This is a genomic window from Mycobacterium sp. (assembly GCF_965229105.1).
Taxonomy (GTDB): domain Bacteria; phylum Actinomycetota; class Actinomycetes; order Mycobacteriales; family Mycobacteriaceae; genus Mycobacterium.
In genome coordinates this window covers 5,738,712-5,755,406 of record NZ_OZ245858.1, presented here as the reverse complement: position 1 = coordinate 5,755,406, position 16,695 = coordinate 5,738,712, and the positions used below count along the sequence as shown (strand labels likewise).

Annotated in this window: 17 protein-coding genes and 1 riboswitch; of the genes, 9 read left to right on the top strand and 8 right to left on the bottom strand. The window is 66.1% G+C overall.

Annotated features, from left to right (window positions below; translation table 11 throughout):
* Positions 1-5: 5 nt before the first annotated feature.
* Positions 6-578 (bottom strand): precorrin-8X methylmutase, encoded by a 573-nt coding sequence (locus tag ADBZ9O_RS27070; RefSeq protein WP_526533552.1) that lies wholly within the window; start codon positions 576-578, stop codon positions 6-8.
* Between the two features lie 166 nt (positions 579-744).
* Between ADBZ9O_RS27070 and cobF the strand changes: the two genes are divergently transcribed.
* Positions 745-1,530, top strand: coding sequence for a precorrin-6A synthase (deacetylating) (gene cobF / locus ADBZ9O_RS27065; RefSeq protein WP_526526243.1), 786 nt, complete (start codon positions 745-747; stop codon positions 1,528-1,530).
* Here cobF and cobT read toward each other — a convergent pair.
* The 3 genes from cobT to cobO are packed head-to-tail and all read right to left on the bottom strand — an operon-like array spanning position 1,510 to position 4,600.
* Positions 1,510-2,595: a nicotinate-nucleotide--dimethylbenzimidazole phosphoribosyltransferase gene (cobT, locus tag ADBZ9O_RS27060; protein WP_526526242.1), complete on the bottom strand. Its 1,086-nt coding sequence runs from the start codon at positions 2,593-2,595 to the stop codon at positions 1,510-1,512. The genes cobF and cobT overlap by 21 nt on opposite strands.
* A complete protein-coding gene (locus tag ADBZ9O_RS27055) occupies positions 2,595-3,989 on the bottom strand; it encodes a cobyrinic acid a,c-diamide synthase CobB (RefSeq protein WP_526526241.1) in 1,395 nt (464 codons plus the stop codon). The genes cobT and ADBZ9O_RS27055 overlap by 1 nt, the downstream gene beginning before the upstream one ends.
* Positions 3,986-4,600, bottom strand: coding sequence for a cob(I)yrinic acid a,c-diamide adenosyltransferase (cobO, locus tag ADBZ9O_RS27050; RefSeq protein WP_526526239.1), 615 nt, complete (start codon positions 4,598-4,600; stop codon positions 3,986-3,988). Before cobO ends, ADBZ9O_RS27055 begins: the two co-directional genes overlap by 4 nt.
* A 50-nt stretch (positions 4,601-4,650) precedes the next feature.
* A riboswitch (cobalamin riboswitch) is annotated at positions 4,651-4,772 on the bottom strand.
* A 138-nt stretch (positions 4,773-4,910) separates the two neighbouring features.
* On the opposite strand from cobO, the gene ADBZ9O_RS27045 reads away from it, so the two are divergent.
* The 6 genes from ADBZ9O_RS27045 (at position 4,911) to ADBZ9O_RS27020 (ending at position 10,404) form a co-directional block, all read left to right on the top strand.
* The gene (locus ADBZ9O_RS27045; protein ID WP_526526238.1) at positions 4,911-6,116 is read left to right on the top strand and encodes a helix-turn-helix domain-containing protein; all 1,206 of its coding nucleotides are present in this window, start codon (positions 4,911-4,913) and stop codon (positions 6,114-6,116) included.
* 157 nt (positions 6,117-6,273) lie between these two features.
* Positions 6,274-6,717 carry a 50S ribosomal protein L13 gene (gene rplM / locus ADBZ9O_RS27040; RefSeq protein ID WP_526533550.1) on the top strand — a complete coding sequence of 148 codons (444 nt, stop codon included), beginning with the start codon at positions 6,274-6,276 and terminating at the stop codon, positions 6,715-6,717.
* Positions 6,718-6,812: 95 nt separating this feature from the next.
* The gene (gene rpsI / locus ADBZ9O_RS27035) at positions 6,813-7,280 is read left to right on the top strand and encodes a 30S ribosomal protein S9 (protein ID WP_526533548.1); all 468 of its coding nucleotides are present in this window, start codon (positions 6,813-6,815) and stop codon (positions 7,278-7,280) included.
* A 90-nt stretch (positions 7,281-7,370) separates the two neighbouring features.
* Positions 7,371-8,708 (top strand): phosphoglucosamine mutase, encoded by a 1,338-nt coding sequence (gene glmM, locus ADBZ9O_RS27030; protein WP_526526237.1) that lies wholly within the window; start codon positions 7,371-7,373, stop codon positions 8,706-8,708.
* Positions 8,709-8,808: 100 nt separating this feature from the next.
* Positions 8,809-9,057: a hypothetical protein gene (locus ADBZ9O_RS27025; RefSeq protein ID WP_526526236.1), complete on the top strand. Its 249-nt coding sequence runs from the start codon at positions 8,809-8,811 to the stop codon at positions 9,055-9,057.
* A gap of 3 nt (positions 9,058-9,060) precedes the next feature.
* Positions 9,061-10,404, top strand: coding sequence for a hypothetical protein (locus tag ADBZ9O_RS27020; protein WP_526526234.1), 1,344 nt, complete (start codon positions 9,061-9,063; stop codon positions 10,402-10,404).
* A gap of 176 nt (positions 10,405-10,580) precedes the next feature.
* Here the strand turns inward: ADBZ9O_RS27020 and ADBZ9O_RS27015 are convergent, their stop codons facing one another.
* Together ADBZ9O_RS27015 and ADBZ9O_RS27010 are read right to left on the bottom strand one after the other, a co-directional pair.
* Positions 10,581-11,621 (bottom strand): LLM class F420-dependent oxidoreductase, encoded by a 1,041-nt coding sequence (locus ADBZ9O_RS27015; RefSeq protein WP_526526233.1) that lies wholly within the window; start codon positions 11,619-11,621, stop codon positions 10,581-10,583.
* Positions 11,622-11,676: 55 nt separating this feature from the next.
* Positions 11,677-12,519: a hypothetical protein gene (locus ADBZ9O_RS27010; protein WP_526526231.1), complete on the bottom strand. Its 843-nt coding sequence runs from the start codon at positions 12,517-12,519 to the stop codon at positions 11,677-11,679.
* 66 nt (positions 12,520-12,585) lie between these two features.
* Here ADBZ9O_RS27010 and glmS point away from each other — a divergent pair, with 66 nt between their 5' ends.
* Entirely contained in the window at positions 12,586-14,451 is a 1,866-nt protein-coding gene (glmS, locus tag ADBZ9O_RS27005; protein WP_526526230.1) for a glutamine--fructose-6-phosphate transaminase (isomerizing), read from the top strand.
* Between the two features lie 4 nt (positions 14,452-14,455).
* On the opposite strand, the gene ADBZ9O_RS27000 is transcribed toward glmS, so the two are convergent.
* A complete protein-coding gene (locus ADBZ9O_RS27000; protein ID WP_526526229.1) occupies positions 14,456-15,322 on the bottom strand; it encodes an alpha/beta fold hydrolase in 867 nt (288 codons plus the stop codon).
* Between the two features lie 84 nt (positions 15,323-15,406).
* Here ADBZ9O_RS27000 and ADBZ9O_RS26995 point away from each other — a divergent pair, with 84 nt between their 5' ends.
* Positions 15,407-15,898 (top strand): CGNR zinc finger domain-containing protein, encoded by a 492-nt coding sequence (locus ADBZ9O_RS26995; protein ID WP_526526228.1) that lies wholly within the window; start codon positions 15,407-15,409, stop codon positions 15,896-15,898.
* On the opposite strand, the gene ADBZ9O_RS26990 is transcribed toward ADBZ9O_RS26995, so the two are convergent.
* Positions 15,895-16,209: a hypothetical protein gene (locus ADBZ9O_RS26990; protein WP_526526227.1), complete on the bottom strand. Its 315-nt coding sequence runs from the start codon at positions 16,207-16,209 to the stop codon at positions 15,895-15,897. The two genes, ADBZ9O_RS26995 and ADBZ9O_RS26990, sit on opposite strands and share 4 nt — an antisense overlap.
* Between the last annotated feature and the right edge of the window lie 486 nt (positions 16,210-16,695).

Below are 16,695 nucleotides of genomic sequence, written 5' to 3'. Positions count from 1 at the left end.
CACGGCTATTCGGCGGTACTGGCCAGGGCGTTGACCGCGGCCGCGGTGATCGCCGAACCGCCACGGCGCCCCAGGACGGTCACATAGTCGAGATCGTCGCGGGCGTGCAGGGCCGCACACGATTCGGCCGCCCCGATGAATCCGACCGGAGCCCCGACGATGGCCGCGGGGCGTGGGGCGCCCGCGTCGATCATCTCCAGTAGCGCGAACAGAGCGGTCGGAGCGTTGCCGATAGCGACGACCGCCCCGTCCAGCATCGGCCGCCACAACTCAAGAGCGGCAGCAGTTCTGGTGGTCCCCAGCTCAGCCGCGAGCTTGGGCACCGTGGCATCGCGCAGGAAGCACAGCACGTCATTGTCCGCGGGTAGCCGCGTGCGGGTGATCCCGGAGGCGACCATCTGCGCATCGCAGAGAATCGGTGCGCCCGCGGCTAGGGCATTACGTGCCGCCGTCACGCAGCCGGTACTCACGCGGACATCGGCAGCCAGATCCGTCTGCCCGCAGGCGTGGATCATCCGCACGACGGTGCCTTCGGCCTCGACGGGGATGCCGCGCAGGTCACTCTCAGTCCGGATCATCTCGAAGGAACGGCGGTAAATCTCCGCGCCGTCGCGGACATAATCGTACGAACAGCCGGGCACCCGCTCACAGTAGATGGCGTCGCGGTAGAGAAAACCGGCTAAACGGACAGTTTCCGGCGCGGGGCCGGCGCTGCGGACGTGCACCGCCGATAGTCTCGCCGGAATGCGCACACTGCGAGTGATCGGGATCGGCCCCGGCGATCCCCGTCAGATCACGATCGAGGCCATCGAAGCGATGCAGAATGTCGACGCGTTCTTCGTCCTCGACAAGGCCGGAAGTCGGGGCAATGCCGCGGTGAAACACTCACTCGTCGGGTTGCGCCGGGAGATCTGCGACCGTTACATCCGCAGTGGCGCAGCCCGTTTCGTGGAAGTCGACGATCCGCCCAGAGCGCAGGTCTCCGGCGACAACGACGCCTACGCCGCAGAGGTACGTCGCTGGCACAGCGCCCGCACTGAAAGGATCTCGGCGGCACTGACCACCGAGATCGGTCCAGACGGGATTGCGGGCATCCTCGTCTGGGGTGACCCCGCGCTATATGACAGCACCCTGCGCATTGTCGAGGAGATCCGCGAGCGCGGCCTGTGCGACCTCCACGTGGAGGTGATCCCCGGCGTCACCAGCGCATCAGCACTGACCGCGGCCCATCAGATCCTGGCAAACCGAATCGGTGAACCGATCCACATCACCACCGGCCGTCGACTGCCCGACACCCCGGCCGGTGCCGATACCAACCAGATCGTGATGCTCGACGCCGACTGCACGTTCCGCACCACCGCTGACCCAGCCGATCACATCTGGTGGGGGGCCTATCTGGGCACCCCCGATCAGATCCTGATCAGCGGCACCGTCGGCGACGTCGGTGACCAGATCGTCCAAACCAGGGCGGAGGCCAGGGAGCGAATGGGCTGGATCATGGATATCTACCTACTGCGGACGCAGAGCTAAGCGCTCGGCCTCATCCCGATCGGAGACCTCTGCTTCACCGAAGGTCGCCATCGCCGCCAACGTTGCGACGGCCGCCCGCAGCACCGGCAGGGCGACCGCGGCGCCGGACCCTTCACCAAGGCGCATCCCCAGATCGACGACGGGTTCAAGGCCCAACTGCGCCAACGCAATCGAATGGGCGGGCTCGGTGGAGCGGTGCCCGGCCTGCCACCACTGCCGCGCGCCGGGAGCCAGCAGATCGGCCACCAGTGCGGCCGCGGTGACCACGACACCGTCGAGAAGTACCGGCGTCCGCCGGACGGCGGCCTGTGCGCAGAACCCGGCCATGGCGGCGAGATCGGGCCCACCGCAGATGCGAAGCAGGGCAAGGGGATCGGTATTCACGGCGCCGCGGGCGCGGTACAGCGCATCGCGCACCGCGGCGGTTTTGCGGGCCCAGCCGGCATCGTCGACGCCGGTGCCCCGGCCCACCAGTGCGACCGGCTCGTTATTGGTGATCGCGGCAATCAACACCGCGGTCGGGGTGGTGTTACCGATACCCATATCGCCGGCGATCAGCAGATCGGCGCCGGCATCGATCTCCTCGTCGGCGATCCGGCGGCCGGCCTGCACCGCGGCGATGGTTTCAGCCTCGGTCATGGCGTCCTCGACGGCGATATTGCCGCTGCCGCGGCGAACCTTGTGGGCGCCGATCTGTTCTGAGAGCGGCTCATCGCAGTCCACGGCGATATCGACGACGCGTACGGTCGCCCCGCCGATCCCGGCCAGCACGTTGATGGCCGCGCCACCGGAGTCGATATTGGCGACCATCTGCGCGGTGACTTCCGGCGGGAATGCCGAGACACCCGCCTTGGCGACGCCGTGGTCACCGGCAAAAACGACCACCCTGGCGCGGGTGAACTGACGGGGCGGGCAGGCCCCCTGGCACGCCGCCACCCATACCGAGAGGTCCTCCAGACGACCAAGGGCGCCCTGTGGTTTCGTCAGGATGTCCTGGCGTGACCGGGCGGCCGCGGCGGCATCGGCATCGGGCGCCGTGATCTCAGAAAACTCGGTGACATCCATCAGATCTCCATTTCCATCAGAACATCATTGGTCAGTCGCGGGGTGCTCAGCGCGCTCGCCACGAACCGGCGCACCGATTCGGGTTGGCCAGCCGGGTGGGTGTGCAGGTAGGCCGCATGGACCTGTCGGTGGATCGCGCCGTCGCGCACGGTGGCACCCTGCACGTCGAAGGTCCACGCCGGCTGATACTCGATATCGAATTCCACTGTGGTGCGGTGAAATTCGTGCCCGACGACGTGCTGGCCCGCCACATGCAGGGGTGAATCGGCCATCGCGATACCGTCGCGGTAGCCCAGGGTCAGGCGGCGGGTGAACCGCGCCGATCCGGCCAACACCCCACACATCGGGTGGCCGTCGAGATCGGTCACCAGATACGTCAGGCCGGCGCACTCGGCGTAGATCGGTCCGCGCTCTGCGAGATCGCGAATCTGTTGACGCACTGCGGTATTGGCCGACAGTTCGGCCGGATACTGCTCCGGGAACCCGCCGGGCAACACCAGGGCCGCTGTGCCCGCGGGCAACGGCTCGGTCATCGGGTCGAACGTCACCACATCCGCGCCCGCGGCGCGGAGCAACTCGTCGTGTTCGGCGTAACTGAAGCTGAAGGCACGCCCGGCGGCGATCGCCACGACGGGGTGACCGTCCACCGGACCGCCCACCGCGGTGACCGGATCCCAGGGTGCTGCACCGACATTGGACGAGGCGATGGCGGCGACCGCTGCGATATCGACGTGCCGGGCCACCAAGGCGGTCATCGCCTCGACAGCCTCCCATGCCTGTCGGCCATGTTCGACTGCGGTCACCAGACCCAGATGCCGCGACGGGACCGATAACGCGTCGGCCCGGGGGATGGCGCCAAGTACCGGCATCCCAATCAGCGCGCAGGCCTGGCGCAGCACCTGTTCATGGCGGGGGGAGCCCACCCGGTTGAGGATGACGCCGGCGATCTGGGTATTGCTGTCGAAGGTGGAAAAGCCATGCAGCAGTGCGGCAATGCTCTGGCTGTGACCACTGGCATCGATGACCAGCAGGACCGGGGCACGCAGCAGCGCGGCGACGTGTGCCGTCGAACCGGGGGCAGGCGCCACCCGCTCGGGGTCGATGCGACCGTCGAACAGCCCCATCACACCCTCGACGACGGCGATATCGGCGCCTGCGCAACCGTGCCGATACAGCGGGCCGATGCGCTCCTCGGGCACCAGAACCGCGTCCAGATTGCGGCCGGGGCGCCCAGCGGCCAGGCCGTGGTAGCCGGGATCGATGAAGTCAGGACCGACCTTGAACGGGGCCACCCGGTGACCGGACTGACGAAGGGCGCCAACCAGTCCAGTCGCGACGGTGGTCTTCCCGCTACCTGATGATGGTGCCGCGATCACGACGGCGGGTGTGGTCACCACTCGATACCCTTCTGGCCTTTGCGCCCGGCATCCATCGGATGTTTGATCTTGGTCATCTCGGTGACGAGATCGGCGTGCTCAAGCAGCCGGGCCGGGGCGTCACGGCCGGTGATCACCACGTGCTGACTGCCTGGGCGTGCGACCAGGGTGTCGATGACCGCGTCGACATCGACCCAGCCCCATTTCATCGGGTAGGTGAACTCGTCGAGGACGTAGAAATCATGGCGCTGTTCGGCGAGTCGGCTGGCGATCTCTGCCCAACCCTCGGACGCCGCGGCCGCGTGATCTTCGGACTGACCGGGTTTGCGGGTCCACGACCAGCCCGCGCCCATCTTGTGCCATTCGACGCTGCCACCGATGCCGTGCTCGACGTGTAGGTCATTGAGTCGACCGAAAGCGGCCTCCTCGCCGACTTTCCACTTGGCGCTTTTGACGAATTGGAATACCGCGACGTCGAAGCCGCTGTTCCAGGCGCGCAGCGCCATCCCGAACGCGGCCGTCGACTTTCCCTTGCCCGGCCCGGTGTGGACGGCAAGTACCGGGGTGTTGCGACGGGCGCGGGTGGTCCGGCCGTCATCGGGAACGACGAGGGGGCGTCCCTGTGGCATACCGGTTTCCTTTCGAGGGATGACGCGTCCCTCGTGTTGCACGTCGACGATCGGTAAGGATGCGCGTGGCCCAACATCTGACTCGCACACCGCATATCACCGTGTGCTCACAGCGGCGCGACCGTTCTGGATTCCCACCAGATTCCTGTACGCCAAGCGCAAGGAAATAGTAGACCAGTTGAGCTGGGACTATCCGTGCCAACGGAGTCCAGCCGCCAACCCAGTTCATTCGGCTAGGGTGGCTTCAAGGCGCAGCGGACCGGGTCACCCGGCATTGCGATCACCGGCTGCGCGAGGAGTGTGAACGCCGGTGGGCCCGTCGAGGACTGCGGATGGCCGGGCGCCGGCCAGGATGGCGTCCGCGGCCATGCGTGCGGTGCACGAACTGTTCGTCGCGGGACAGGTCGACCCGTCCTACCTCGATTCCACGACCATCCGGCCCATCGTCGCCGACAGTTGGCGTCGCAGCCTCGCCACCGGTGTCGATCCAGACCGAGAAGGCGGCGTCGCCGCTGCGGTCAATCTGAGCCTGCCCCAAATGCGTGACAACCATCCGCTGGCGTCGGCGATGCCCGTCATCCGCAGGCTTCTCGTCGATGATGCCGTCGACTCCGGAGTGGTGGTCGCCGTCACGGCGGCCGACGGCACCCTGCTGTGGGTCGAGGGCGATCCGAGGGCGCTGCGCAAAGCCGAGGCGATGAACTTCGTGCCGGGTACGGACTGGAGTGAACGCAGCGCGGGCACCAATGCGCCCGGCACATCCTTGGCGCTCGAGCGCGAAGTGCAGATACGAAGCTCCGAGCACTTCTCCCGCGTCGCACAGCCGTGGAGCTGCACCGCGGCGCCCGTCCATGACCCGATCACCGGCGTACTGATCGGCGCGATCGACCTGACCGGCGGGGTTGAAGTTGCCACGTCGCAAACACTGGCGCTGGTGCGGGCCACCGTCGTCGCGGTACAGAACCACCTCGCGCTCGTGCGCCTGACCAAACCCAACGCGACCGCCGCAGCCGGCGGACGGGCCCGGCTGTCGGTGCTCGGCGGTGCTCGGCCCCAGTGGCATCTGACCGACCAGGACGGCTGTATTCACGCGGTGCCGCTGACGCCTCGGCACGCCGACATCCTGGTGCTCCTGCATCGCCATCCCGAGGGACTCAGTGCGGATCACCTGGCGATGCTTCTCGACGAGAAGGACCTCGACGTCGTCACCGTGCGCGCCGAGATGTCGCGGCTGCGGCGGGCCATCGCCCCCGGAATCGTCGAATCCCGGCCCTATCGGCTGCTCCAACCCGTCACCAGCGATCTGGGGCAGGTCTTCGCTCATCTGCAGGCCGGAGACGTGCACGCCGCCCTGGACAGCTATCCCGGCGCGCTCCTGCCGCAGTCGCTGTCACCGGCAATCGGCAGAATTCGGGCGGAACTGACCGCCAGCATGAGCGGCGCGGTGTTGGCCACCGGTGACGCCACCCTGCTGCGCCGCTGGCTCACGCTGCCTGAGGCGGCGACCGCGTTTTGACCTGCGGTGACGATCGCCGGTAGGCTCCCTGGTTGGCGTGCGGAGCGTCATGGGTCTCGGGTCGATGTCGGTCGCCGAGAACACCCCGAACTGCACCGCCAGGACCGACACCCGGTTTTTGGACTGGGAACTAACCCGAGAAGAGAAGGTAAGCGCTGTGCCTACGTACACACCGAAGGCCGGTGACACCACAACCACGTGGTACGTCATCGACGCCACGGATGTGGTGCTCGGCCGCCTTGCCGTTGCAGCAGCCACCCTGTTGCGCGGCAAGCACAAGCCGACATTCACCCCCAATGTCGACGGCGGTGACTTCGTCATCGTCATCAACGCCGACAAGGTCGCCATCAGCGGCGACAAACTGAAGAACAAAATGGCCTACCGCCACTCGGGTTACCCCGGTGGTCTGCGGGCGCGCTCCATCGGCGACGAGATGCAGAAGCACGCCGACCGTGTGGTCGAGCGCGCCATCATCGGCATGCTGCCGCACACCAAGCTGGGCCATCAGATCCAGAAGAAGCTGCGCGTCTATGTCGGGCCGGAACATCCCCATACCGCCCAGCAGCCGGTTCCGTTCGAGATCAAGCAGGTAAGCCAGTGACCGAGTCCACCGATAACACCGAAATCGCCGAGGCCGCCGAAGTGGAAGCCGCCGAAGTGGAAGCTGTCGAAGAGGCCCTTGGTGACGACGCAGTGCTGGTCGAGGAGACCGAGACTGTCGAATACGCACCCTCTGACGAGGTAGCAGAGTCGGCGCCGCGCGAGCCGATCATCATCGACCGTCCCATCCAGACCGTCGGCCGCCGCAAGGAGGCCGTGGTGCGGGTGCGCCTGACACCGGGCACCGGCAAGTTCATGCTCGATGGGCGCAGCCTGGAGGCCTACTTCCCGAACAAGGTTCACCAGCAGCTCATCAAGGCGCCGCTGGTGACCGTGGACCGCGTCGATGCGTTCGACGTGTTCGCCCACCTCGATGGCGGCGGACCGTCCGGGCAGGCCGGCGCCTTGCGTCTGGCGATCGCCCGCGCATTGATCATCGTCTCGCCCGATGACCGCCCGGCGCTGAAAAAGGCCGGCTTCCTGACTCGTGACCCCCGGGCCATCGAGCGCAAGAAGTACGGCCTCAAGAAGGCCCGTAAGGCGCCTCAGTACTCCAAGCGCTGATCCTTTCTGCTCGTTGGGCGGGCGTGTCGCACCATGGACACGCCCGCCTTCGGCATTTCATGGAGGCACGGTTTTTCGGAAGGTGTGTGTATGCCTCGACTGTTCGGCACCGACGGGGTCCGTGGCCTCGCCAATCGCGATCTGACCGCTGAGCTGGCGCTCGCCCTCGGTTCGGCCGCGGCCCGCCACCTGGCCAGTTTCAGCCCTGGCCGCCGCCGTGTCGCGGTGGTCGGCCGTGATCCCCGAGCCAGCGGTGAGATGCTCGAAGCCGCCGTCATCGCCGGTTTGACCAGCGAAGGCGTGGACGCATTGCGGGTCGGAGTCCTGCCGACCCCGGCGATCTCCTATCTGACGCACGCCTATGACGCCGATTTCGGCATCATGATTTCGGCGTCGCACAACCCGATGCCCGATAACGGCATCAAGATCTTCGGCCCCGGCGGGCACAAGCTCGACGATGCTGCCGAGGACCGGATCGAAGACCTGGTGGCCTCGGGCCCCGGTCAACGACCGGTCGGCGCCGGTATCGGCCGCGTGGTCAACGCCGAGGACGCCCTGGAACGCTATCTGCGTCACGTCGGCAAGGCCGCGACGGGCCGCCTCGAAGGCCTGACTGTCGTTGTCGACTGCGCCAACGGCGCCGCCTCGGAGGCCGCTGAGCGCGCCTACCGCGCTGCGGGCGCCACCGTGCACGCCATCAACGCCACCCCCGACGGTCTCAACATCAACGACGGCTGCGGGTCGACCCATCTGCATGTACTGCAGGCCGCGGTGCAGCGTTTCGGCGCCGATCTCGGACTTGCCCACGACGGCGACGCCGACCGCTGCCTGGCCGTCGATGCCACCGGGGCGGTGATCGACGGTGACGCCATCATGGTGGTGCTCGCATTGGCGATGCAGGACGCCGGGGAGCTGGCCTCGAACACACTGGTCGCCACCGTGATGAGCAACCTCGGGCTGCACCTGGCGATGCGGGAGGCCGGTATCACGGTCCGCACGACCGGTGTCGGTGACCGCTATGTGCTGGAAGAGATGCGCGCGGGGGAGTACACCCTTGGCGGTGAGCAGTCCGGCCATATCGTGCTGCCCGCCTATGGCACCACCGGCGACGGAATCGTCACCGGGTTGCGGCTGATGTCGCGGATGGCGCAGACCTCGGCACCGCTGAGTGCACTCGCCGCGCCGATGCAGACCATGCCGCAGGTGCTGATCAACGTCCAGGTGACTGATAAGGCGACGGTTGCCGAGGCGCCGGCGGTGCAGAGCGCGGTGGCCGAGGCCGAGGCTGAACTCGGCGATTCCGGTCGAATTCTGTTGCGCCCGTCCGGAACCGAACAGCTGGTCCGGGTCATGGTGGAAGCCGCCGACGAGGACACGGCACGTCAGCTGGCCGTTCGAGTTGCGGAGTCGGTCAGCGCAGAACCTTGAGGCGGGCAATAGCTAGTGGAACCGTTCGGGCCTGTTGTGCGTCAAACAGAATATGGGCGAACGAGACTCCACGCGGCTGGAGGTTGCGGCGGTCCGGGCTGTGGCCGATCAATTCGATTCTGTCGCTGAGCAACTCGGCCGTGCCGCCGGTATCGGACTGGGTTTCACCGGGCTGAGCGCTGGGCGGGCGCACGCCGCCGGCGGCGACGATCTTCGTCGTGCGCTGGACCAGCTCGCCGGTGATCTCGCGGTCTGGGCCAGGGCCGCTGGTGAGATCGCGGCGGCTCTGCGCGCGGGTGCGGACCGCTATGTGGATGCCGATCTCGGTGTTGCGACCCGGATCGCCTGAGCTGTGTCGACCCGATACGACGTGGCAGGCCGACTGGCGCAGGGCGCGGCTGCGGTCGACGATATGCAGACGTACGTGGCGGCGAGTCAGGTGCGTGGGTACGTCAACGCCGATCTAACGTTGCACGCGGAACAGGTCAAGGATTGGTACAGCACCGAGGACGGGCTGGATCTCCATCTGCTGGATAGTGATTGCGCTCAACTGCACAACGCTGCCCAGGCGGCGGACGATGCGCTGCGCACGACGCACGCCCAGATTGCCGCACTGCAAAGCACATGGTCGGGCGGCGGTGGCGGTGCCGCCGTCGAATTCATCAGCCGGCACAGTGCTGCGGCGGCGGAGGTTGCCGATGCGGTGCGGCGAGCAGCGCAGACCTGCGCGACGCTGCGTGAGCAGCTGTGGGGCGCGGTCGATCACAAGGTGTCCGCCACGGTATCGATCGACGACCGCACCGTTGCGCAACGGCCGGGCTGGTTGGCTGCCGCGCGGGCGGTGATCGCGGGGGATCAGGATGAGCTGTCGGTCGCGACGGTCGACGCTGAGGTTAAATCATTCGTGGACAGCGGTATTCGAGGCGAATGGGTTCCGGCAATGCGCTCGGTCACCGGTGACGTGACCGCTTTCTACCGGGCGGCAACCGACGCGGTGGGCGCCAAGGCCTGGGTGCGATTCGAGGTGCCCGGCGATCTGGGTCCGCGATATGTCCCGCCTGCGGGCGTGTCCGCCGCTCCCGCCCCGGTGGCTGTCCGGCCCGCCGCGGTGCTACCACCGGTAGACGAATGGCCCGCCAACCGTTCCGATCCCATGGTGCCCGTTGCTGATTCGGCTGCCCCGCCGATGGCCGCGGCCCCGCTGCCGCCGCCGGCCTCACCTCCTCCGCCGCCGACATCATTGTCGCCCACGCCGCCGACTGAATTGCCCATGCCCGCTGCGGGTTCCGGGTCGTTGCCAGGGTCGGGCGGAGGTGGACTTGGGCAACTCGCCAACCCCTTCGGCGATCTCCTCGGCAGTCTCTTCGGCTCCCCGGGTGACTCGCTACCCGATGCGCCGGAGCTGCCCGAAGCCGAGCTTGACGACCCGGGTAAAACGGACGCTGTGGACGATGACGGGGATGACGCCGAGGACCCAGCTGAGTCAGAGGACCCAGCCGATGCCGACAACCCAGCAGAGGCAGAGGACCCAGCCGAGCCGGAAGCTGCTGCAGACGAACCTGTTCCGCCGACGGCCGACCCGCCACCGCCCGCACCACCTGCTCAACCGCTGGCCGCGGCACCTGAGGCTGACGCAGCAGAGACAAAGACACCCTGCGAGATTGCGGCCGACGAACTGCCGCAAGCCGGTCGATGATGTTCCCTCGACGACGCTATGGCCGAGTTCACCATGAGGGCTGTCAATGGTCGCGATAACGCAGAAATCCACGACCAACCACAACCCTGGTGATGAACTCGGCGCTAGCAGCTAGAACGTTGTCTGCCACCGGCAGGCCATGGCCTGGCCACGAAGTCGTCGCGGGCAATCGGGAGTTAGCTGGTCAGCTCCAGCAACTGCTCGACGTAGCTGACGCTTTCCCGCGGATCGGCGGCCAACGGATGGACCAGCAGGGTCGTCACCCCGGCCTCGGCGTAGGCGGCCAATCGTTCGGCCACGAAACCGCGCGGTCCGACCAGCGATACGTGGCGCACCAGTTCGTCGGGGACGGCATTGACGGCCTCTTCCTTCTTGCCCGCCAAGAAGAGATCCTGGATGCGGTCGGCGACCTCGCCGAAGCCGTACCGGGTCGCCAGGTTGTGATAGAAGTTCTTGCCCTTGGCGCCCATGCCGCCGATATACAGCGCCAGTTGGGGTTTCGCCCAGGCCAGCCGATCTTCGACGTCATCGCCGATGGCCAGGCTGGCCGACACCATGACGTCCAGCGGGCCCAGCGCAGGATCGCGTTTGGCGGACCCGACCCGTAGCGCGTCACCCCACACCAGGTCGGCCTTCTCTGGATAGAAGAACACCGGCTGCCAGCCTTCGGCGATCTCGGCGGTCAACTCGACGTTCTTAGGTCCGAGCGCGGCAATGGTGATCGGAATGCTCTCCCGGACAGGATGATTGATCAGTCGCAGTGGCTTGCCCAGGCCGGTACCGCGATCGGCGGGCAACGGCACCTGGTAGTACTTGCCGTCGTAGTTCACCTTCTCGCGGCGCCACACCTGGCGGCAGATGTCGACGACCTCACGGGTGCGTCCCAGCGGCGCGTCGAACGGTACGCCGTGGAAACCTTCCATCACCTGTGGACCCGATGTCCCGATCCCCAGCCGGAACCTGCCGTCCGAGACGTAGTCCAGGCTGGCGGCCGTCATCGCCAGCAGCGTCGGTGTGCGGGTGTAAATGGGGACAACGCCACTGCCCAACTCGATTGTCGATGTTTTGGCGGCCAGGAATCCCAACTGGCTGATGGCGTCATAGGAGTACGCCTCCGCCACCAGTGCGATATCAACGCCGAGTCGTTCGAATTCGACAACTTCGTCCACGGTCTCGCGAAAGCCGCCTGCATAGCTCAGGAAAATTCCGGTGCGCATCGAGCATGTATATCACCGAGGATCACCAACCGGTTGGTCGGCTCCGTCGATGGCCCTAGGTCTTCAGCAGCGCGAGGACCTTCTCCTCCGGCGTCGACACCGTCAGTTCGGGGTCGACGGCGTCGGTCTTCGGCAGGAGCACATCGGGATCGGCGAAGTCCTTGTAGGTCTTGTCGCCGGTCAGTGTGTACAACAGATAGCCGGTCAGTAGCGCCCGCACCGTTTTCTGGGTCCGGCGGTCCGAACCGGGCAGTCCCGCGAACTTCGCGATCCGGCGCCCCTCGGCCAGGCCGTCGGCCTCGCCCTTGCTGACAATCCGCAGCTCTGCGCCATCCCAGACCCGCGCCAGCGTGAGCGAATTCGACCGCAGGGTGGTGGTATCTCCCGGCGCGCTGAACACCACGCCGGGAACGGTCAGCGCCGCGGCGGGTTGTTCGGCGGGCGGCTTGGTGACGGCAGGAAATACGGCGGCCACCGACTTGACCCGGCCGGGCATCCCGGCCGCGGCGAACACCGCAGCTGATGCGCCGAAACCATGGCCGGCCACCGCCAACTTGGCCGGATGCACGCTGATCTTGCCTGGGCCCAGCCGCACCCCGGTCACGATGTCCAGCGTCGTGCCCAGGTCGAACGCCAGGTTGAGCACTGAGGGCGCCAACCCCTTCTCGGTATCGGGTGCCGCGGCGACGATGCCCCACGTCGCCAGATGTTCCAGCGTGCCCGCGTAGTGATCAGCGGATGTGAGCCAATCGTGGCCGAACGCCACCGCAGGCAGATTCAGGCCGGATTCCGGGGTGTAGAGGATACCGGGCAGACCGGCAAATGCCAGGTCACCGAGCAGAATGCGGTGCGGACCGCGTCGGGTCAAGGCGCCGACGAGCTTCTTGGTGCTGGCCACCCGATGACGTTAGCTCAACAGCAGGATTCGGGGGCAGGCCGGCCGCCTGCACTACTCTGGACATCCATGTGCGGAATTGTCGGCTACGTAGGGCAGCGGCCTGCCCGCGATGTCGTCATCGACGCGTTGCGCCGGATGGAATATCGGGGTTACGACTCCTCAGGAGTGGCTCTGCTCGACGGCCATGGCGGAATGACGGTACGCAGGCGCGCGGGTCGGCTGATCAACCTCGAAACGGCGCTGACCGAGACTGACCCGGAGTCGTTGGTGGGAACCACGGGCGTGGGACACACCCGCTGGGCCACCCACGGGCGTCCCACCGACCGCAATGCGCACCCACACCGGGACGCCGCGGGCAAGATCGCGGTGGTTCACAACGGCATCATCGAGAACTTCGCCTCGCTGCGGGCTGAGCTGGAGCTCACCGGCGTCGAGTTCGCCAGCGATACCGACACCGAGGTCGCGGTGCACCTGGTGTCCTGGCAGTACCACCACGGGCCCACGGCCGGTGATTTCGTCGGTTCGGTGATGGCGGTGTTGCCCCGGTTGGAGGGCCATTTCACCTTGGTCTTCGCCAGTGCCGACGACCCGGACACCATCGTTGCCGCCAGGCGTTCGACACCGCTGGTGATTGGGGTGGGTCAGGGGGAGATGTTCCTCGGCTCCGACGTCGCCGCCTTCATCGAGTACACCCGCAACGCCGTCGAACTCGGGCAGGACCAGGCCGTGGTGCTGACTGCTGACGGCTACACGATCACCGACTTCCACGGCAACCCCGACGTCGAGTACCGCGAGTTTCACATCGATTGGGATCTGTCGGCCGCCGAAAAGGGTGGTTACGAATACTTCATGCTCAAGGAGATCGCCGAGCAGCCCGCCGCGGTCGCCGACACCCTGCTCGGACATTTCGTCGACGGACGGATCGTGCTCGACGAGCAGCGCCTCTCCGATCAGGAACTACGCGAGATCGACAAGGTGTTCGTCGTCGCCTGCGGTACCGCGTATCACTCCGGGCTGTTGGCCAAATACGCCATCGAACACTGGACGCGGTTACCTGTCGAAGTCGAGCTGGCCAGCGAATTCCGTTACCGTGACCCGGTTTTGGACCGCAGCACCCTGGTGGTTGCCATCTCGCAGTCCGGTGAGACGGCCGATACCCTCGAAGCGGTCCGGCATGCCAAGGAGCAGAAGGCCAAAGTCCTGGCCATTTGCAACACCAACGGCAGCCAGATTCCGCGGGAGTGCGACGCGGTGCTCTACACTCGCGCCGGACCGGAGATCGGTGTCGCGTCGACCAAGACCTTCCTGGCACAGGTTGCCGCCAATTACCTGGTGGGACTGGCGCTGGCACAGGCCCGCGGGACGAAATACCCCGACGAGGTCGAGCGGGAATTCAACGAGCTCGAAGCGATGCCCGAGTTGATCACCCGGGTGTTGGCCTGCATGGAACCGGTGTCGGCGCTGGCGCACCGGTTTGCCCAGTCGCAGACCGTGTTGTTCCTCGGGCGGCACGTCGGCTATCCGGTGGCCCTCGAGGGCGCGCTCAAGCTCAAGGAACTGGCCTACATGCACGCCGAGGGTTTCGCCGCAGGTGAGCTCAAGCACGGCCCGATCGCGTTGATCGAGGATGGCCTGCCGGTGATCGTCGTGATGCCCTCACCCAAGGGTGCGGCCATGCTGCACTCGAAGATGCTGAGCAATATCCGCGAGATCCAGGCCCGCGGAGCGCTGACCATCGTGATCGCCGAGGAGGGCGACGAGACGGTGCGGCCCTACGCCGATCACATGATCGAAATACCGGCGGTGTCAACACTTTTCCAGCCACTACTGTCGACCATTCCGATGCAGGTGTTCGCCGCGGCTGTCGCGCAGGCCCGCGGCTACGATGTCGACAAACCGCGTAACCTGGCCAAGTCCGTCACCGTCGAATAGCGCACTACCGTGCGTGTTCGGCCAGGAACGGCCGGATCAGTGCCACAGTGGCGTCGAGGCGGCTCTCCAAGAGGAAATGGCCGCCGTCGAGCAGGTTGATCTCGGCCTGCGGCAAATCACCGCCGAATGCCAAAGCGCCTGCCGGACCGAAGATCTGATCGTTTCGACCCCATACCGCCAGCAGCGGCACATGGGACGAGCGGAAGTATTCGTGCACGCGGGGATATAACTCGACATTGGTGATGTAGTCGGCGAATAGTGCCAGCTGAATCGCGACCGCGTCTTCACTGCCCGCGACTGCGGCATGGGCGTTGACCCAGGCGTCAGGATCGATGACGCTGGGATCCGAAACACCATGGGTGTATTGCCATTTGATCCCGTCCAGACTGATCAGGCCACGCAATGCCGCGGCGTTGGCCTCGGAGCGGTCGCGGCCATAGGTGAACAGCGGTTCCATGGCATCGCCGACGAAGCCCTCGACATAAGCATTGCCGTTCTGGGAGACGATCGCCGTGACTCGCTCCGGATGCCGTAGCGCCAGGCGCCAACCCACGGGGGCGCCGTAGTCCTGCACATACAGTGCATATCGCGTCAGGCCCAGCTGATCGAGCAGCCCGTCGATGTGGTCGGCCAGGGTATCGAAGGTGTAGTCGAAGTCGTCGACTGTGGGCGCCTCGGAGTGGCCGAAGCCGGGGTAATCGGGAGCGATGACGCGGTAGCGGTCGGCCAGCGCGGGGATGAGGTTGCGGTACATGTGCGAGCTGGCGGGGGTGCCGTGCAGCAAGACGATGGCGGGGTCGTCCGCGGGGCCCGCCTCGCGGTAGAAGATCTGCCGGCCGGCGACGTCGGCGAAGCGGTGACGAGTGACCATGACTAACCCCTTTGAGTGACTATGACGGTTATGCGTAGTGAACACCGTGGACTCTAACCTGTCAAATGATCTATGGTGGTTAGCATGGAAGTCGACTGGTCAGCGGTGCTGCTCGACCTGCTGAACACCACGCCGGTCGTCGACGGCGCAGATACCGACGTACTTGCCGTCGATGCAGACGCCACGGCCTGGGTGCGCGACCACGGGGGTGACGCCGATATCGCCGCGGTCCGTCTGGTGCGCGACGATCTGCAGCGGGTCGTCCGTGGTGAGGCCGACGCCGCGGTGCTCAATCGCTACCTCCGATCGGTGCACAAGGTGCCGATGCTGGACGGTGACGGACTGGTCTGGACGCTGGGTGAGACGACCGACTGGCCGGCGCAGGTGGTGCTGGCCTGGGGTGAGCTGCAGAACGAACGCCCTGGCCGCTTACGGGCTTGCGCCAATGGCGAATGCCGCCTGTTCCTGGTCGACCGCAGCCGCGGCGGGACCGGACGGTGGTGCTCGATGAGCGGGTGCGGTAACCGGATGAAGGCGCGCCGCCACTATGGCCGAACGGTCAACCCGGACCGTTAAAACGGTGGTGGCTCTTGCACTTCGGCGACATGAGCGTCGTTGAGTGCCCGCTCGGCTTTGATGCGGGCGGCGTGCTGTTCGGCCCGGGTTCGTCGTCGGGCGAAGCTCATCGTGGTGGCATTGGCGAGTGTGTCTGCGCGTGGGACGGGCGGAGGTAGTTCGCCAGTGGGAACGCACAAGGCGGGGAAGAGGATTCGGCTCCCTGGGCGGGTGATGTAGGTCTGGCCGTTGGGTGCGGTCCAGGTGATGGTGCCGTCGGGGTGCTGTGTATCGCGCCATCCGCGTTGGCCACCCCAGAATGTCTTGAGCAAATGATGACAACGACTTTGTGAAAGACACTTTAGGGCCGTGGTGGCGAGGTAGACCCCGCCCCGCGTGGACTAGCTGGACCTGACACTAAGGTAATACCTTTTCATCACCCTTAGATCCACCACCATAGGGTAGAGTGGGCAGTGCCGGCAATAGGGTACCGGCGGAAGAACAGGAGAGAGCATGCAGAAGTGAACGACTAAGAGATTGGGTCGGCGCGTTCGGTGCGGAAGCCAAACCGGACGCAGTCGAGAGCATTGTCGTGGCGGTGTTTTTTCGGTCATCCAGATCGGAAGCTAACGGCCAGCGAGCCGATAAGCCGCGACATCGCTCCAATAAATAGACACACCCACCCACCTACAGATTGGAGACGACCAAATGACTGTCCATCAACTGGCTGGGTTTCAGAAGCCTGAAACCCGCTCGGTTGTGGCCCAGGCGAAATTCACGCCGTCTGAGTCAGTTGCCCTCGACACATTCGTCGAGTT

Bases quoted from the DNA above. Each gene is read 5' to 3' on its own strand.
- ADBZ9O_RS27070 (WP_526533552.1), bottom strand. From the start codon at position 578: ATGATCCGGACTGAGAGTGACCTGCGCGGCATCCCCGTCGAGGCCGAA.
- cobF (WP_526526243.1), top strand. From the start codon at position 745: ATGCGCACACTGCGAGTGATCGGGATCGGCCCCGGCGATCCCCGTCAG.
- cobT (WP_526526242.1), bottom strand. From the start codon at position 2,595: ATGGATGTCACCGAGTTTTCTGAGATCACGGCGCCCGATGCCGATGCC.
- cobO (WP_526526239.1), bottom strand. From the start codon at position 4,600: ATGCCACAGGGACGCCCCCTCGTCGTTCCCGATGACGGCCGGACCACC.
- glmM (WP_526526237.1), top strand. From the start codon at position 7,371: ATGCCTCGACTGTTCGGCACCGACGGGGTCCGTGGCCTCGCCAATCGC.
- ADBZ9O_RS27015 (WP_526526233.1), bottom strand. From the start codon at position 11,621: ATGCGCACCGGAATTTTCCTGAGCTATGCAGGCGGCTTTCGCGAGACC.
- glmS (WP_526526230.1), top strand. From the start codon at position 12,586: ATGTGCGGAATTGTCGGCTACGTAGGGCAGCGGCCTGCCCGCGATGTC.
- ADBZ9O_RS27000 (WP_526526229.1), bottom strand. From the start codon at position 15,322: ATGGTCACTCGTCACCGCTTCGCCGACGTCGCCGGCCGGCAGATCTTC.
- ADBZ9O_RS26995 (WP_526526228.1), top strand. From the start codon at position 15,407: ATGGAAGTCGACTGGTCAGCGGTGCTGCTCGACCTGCTGAACACCACG.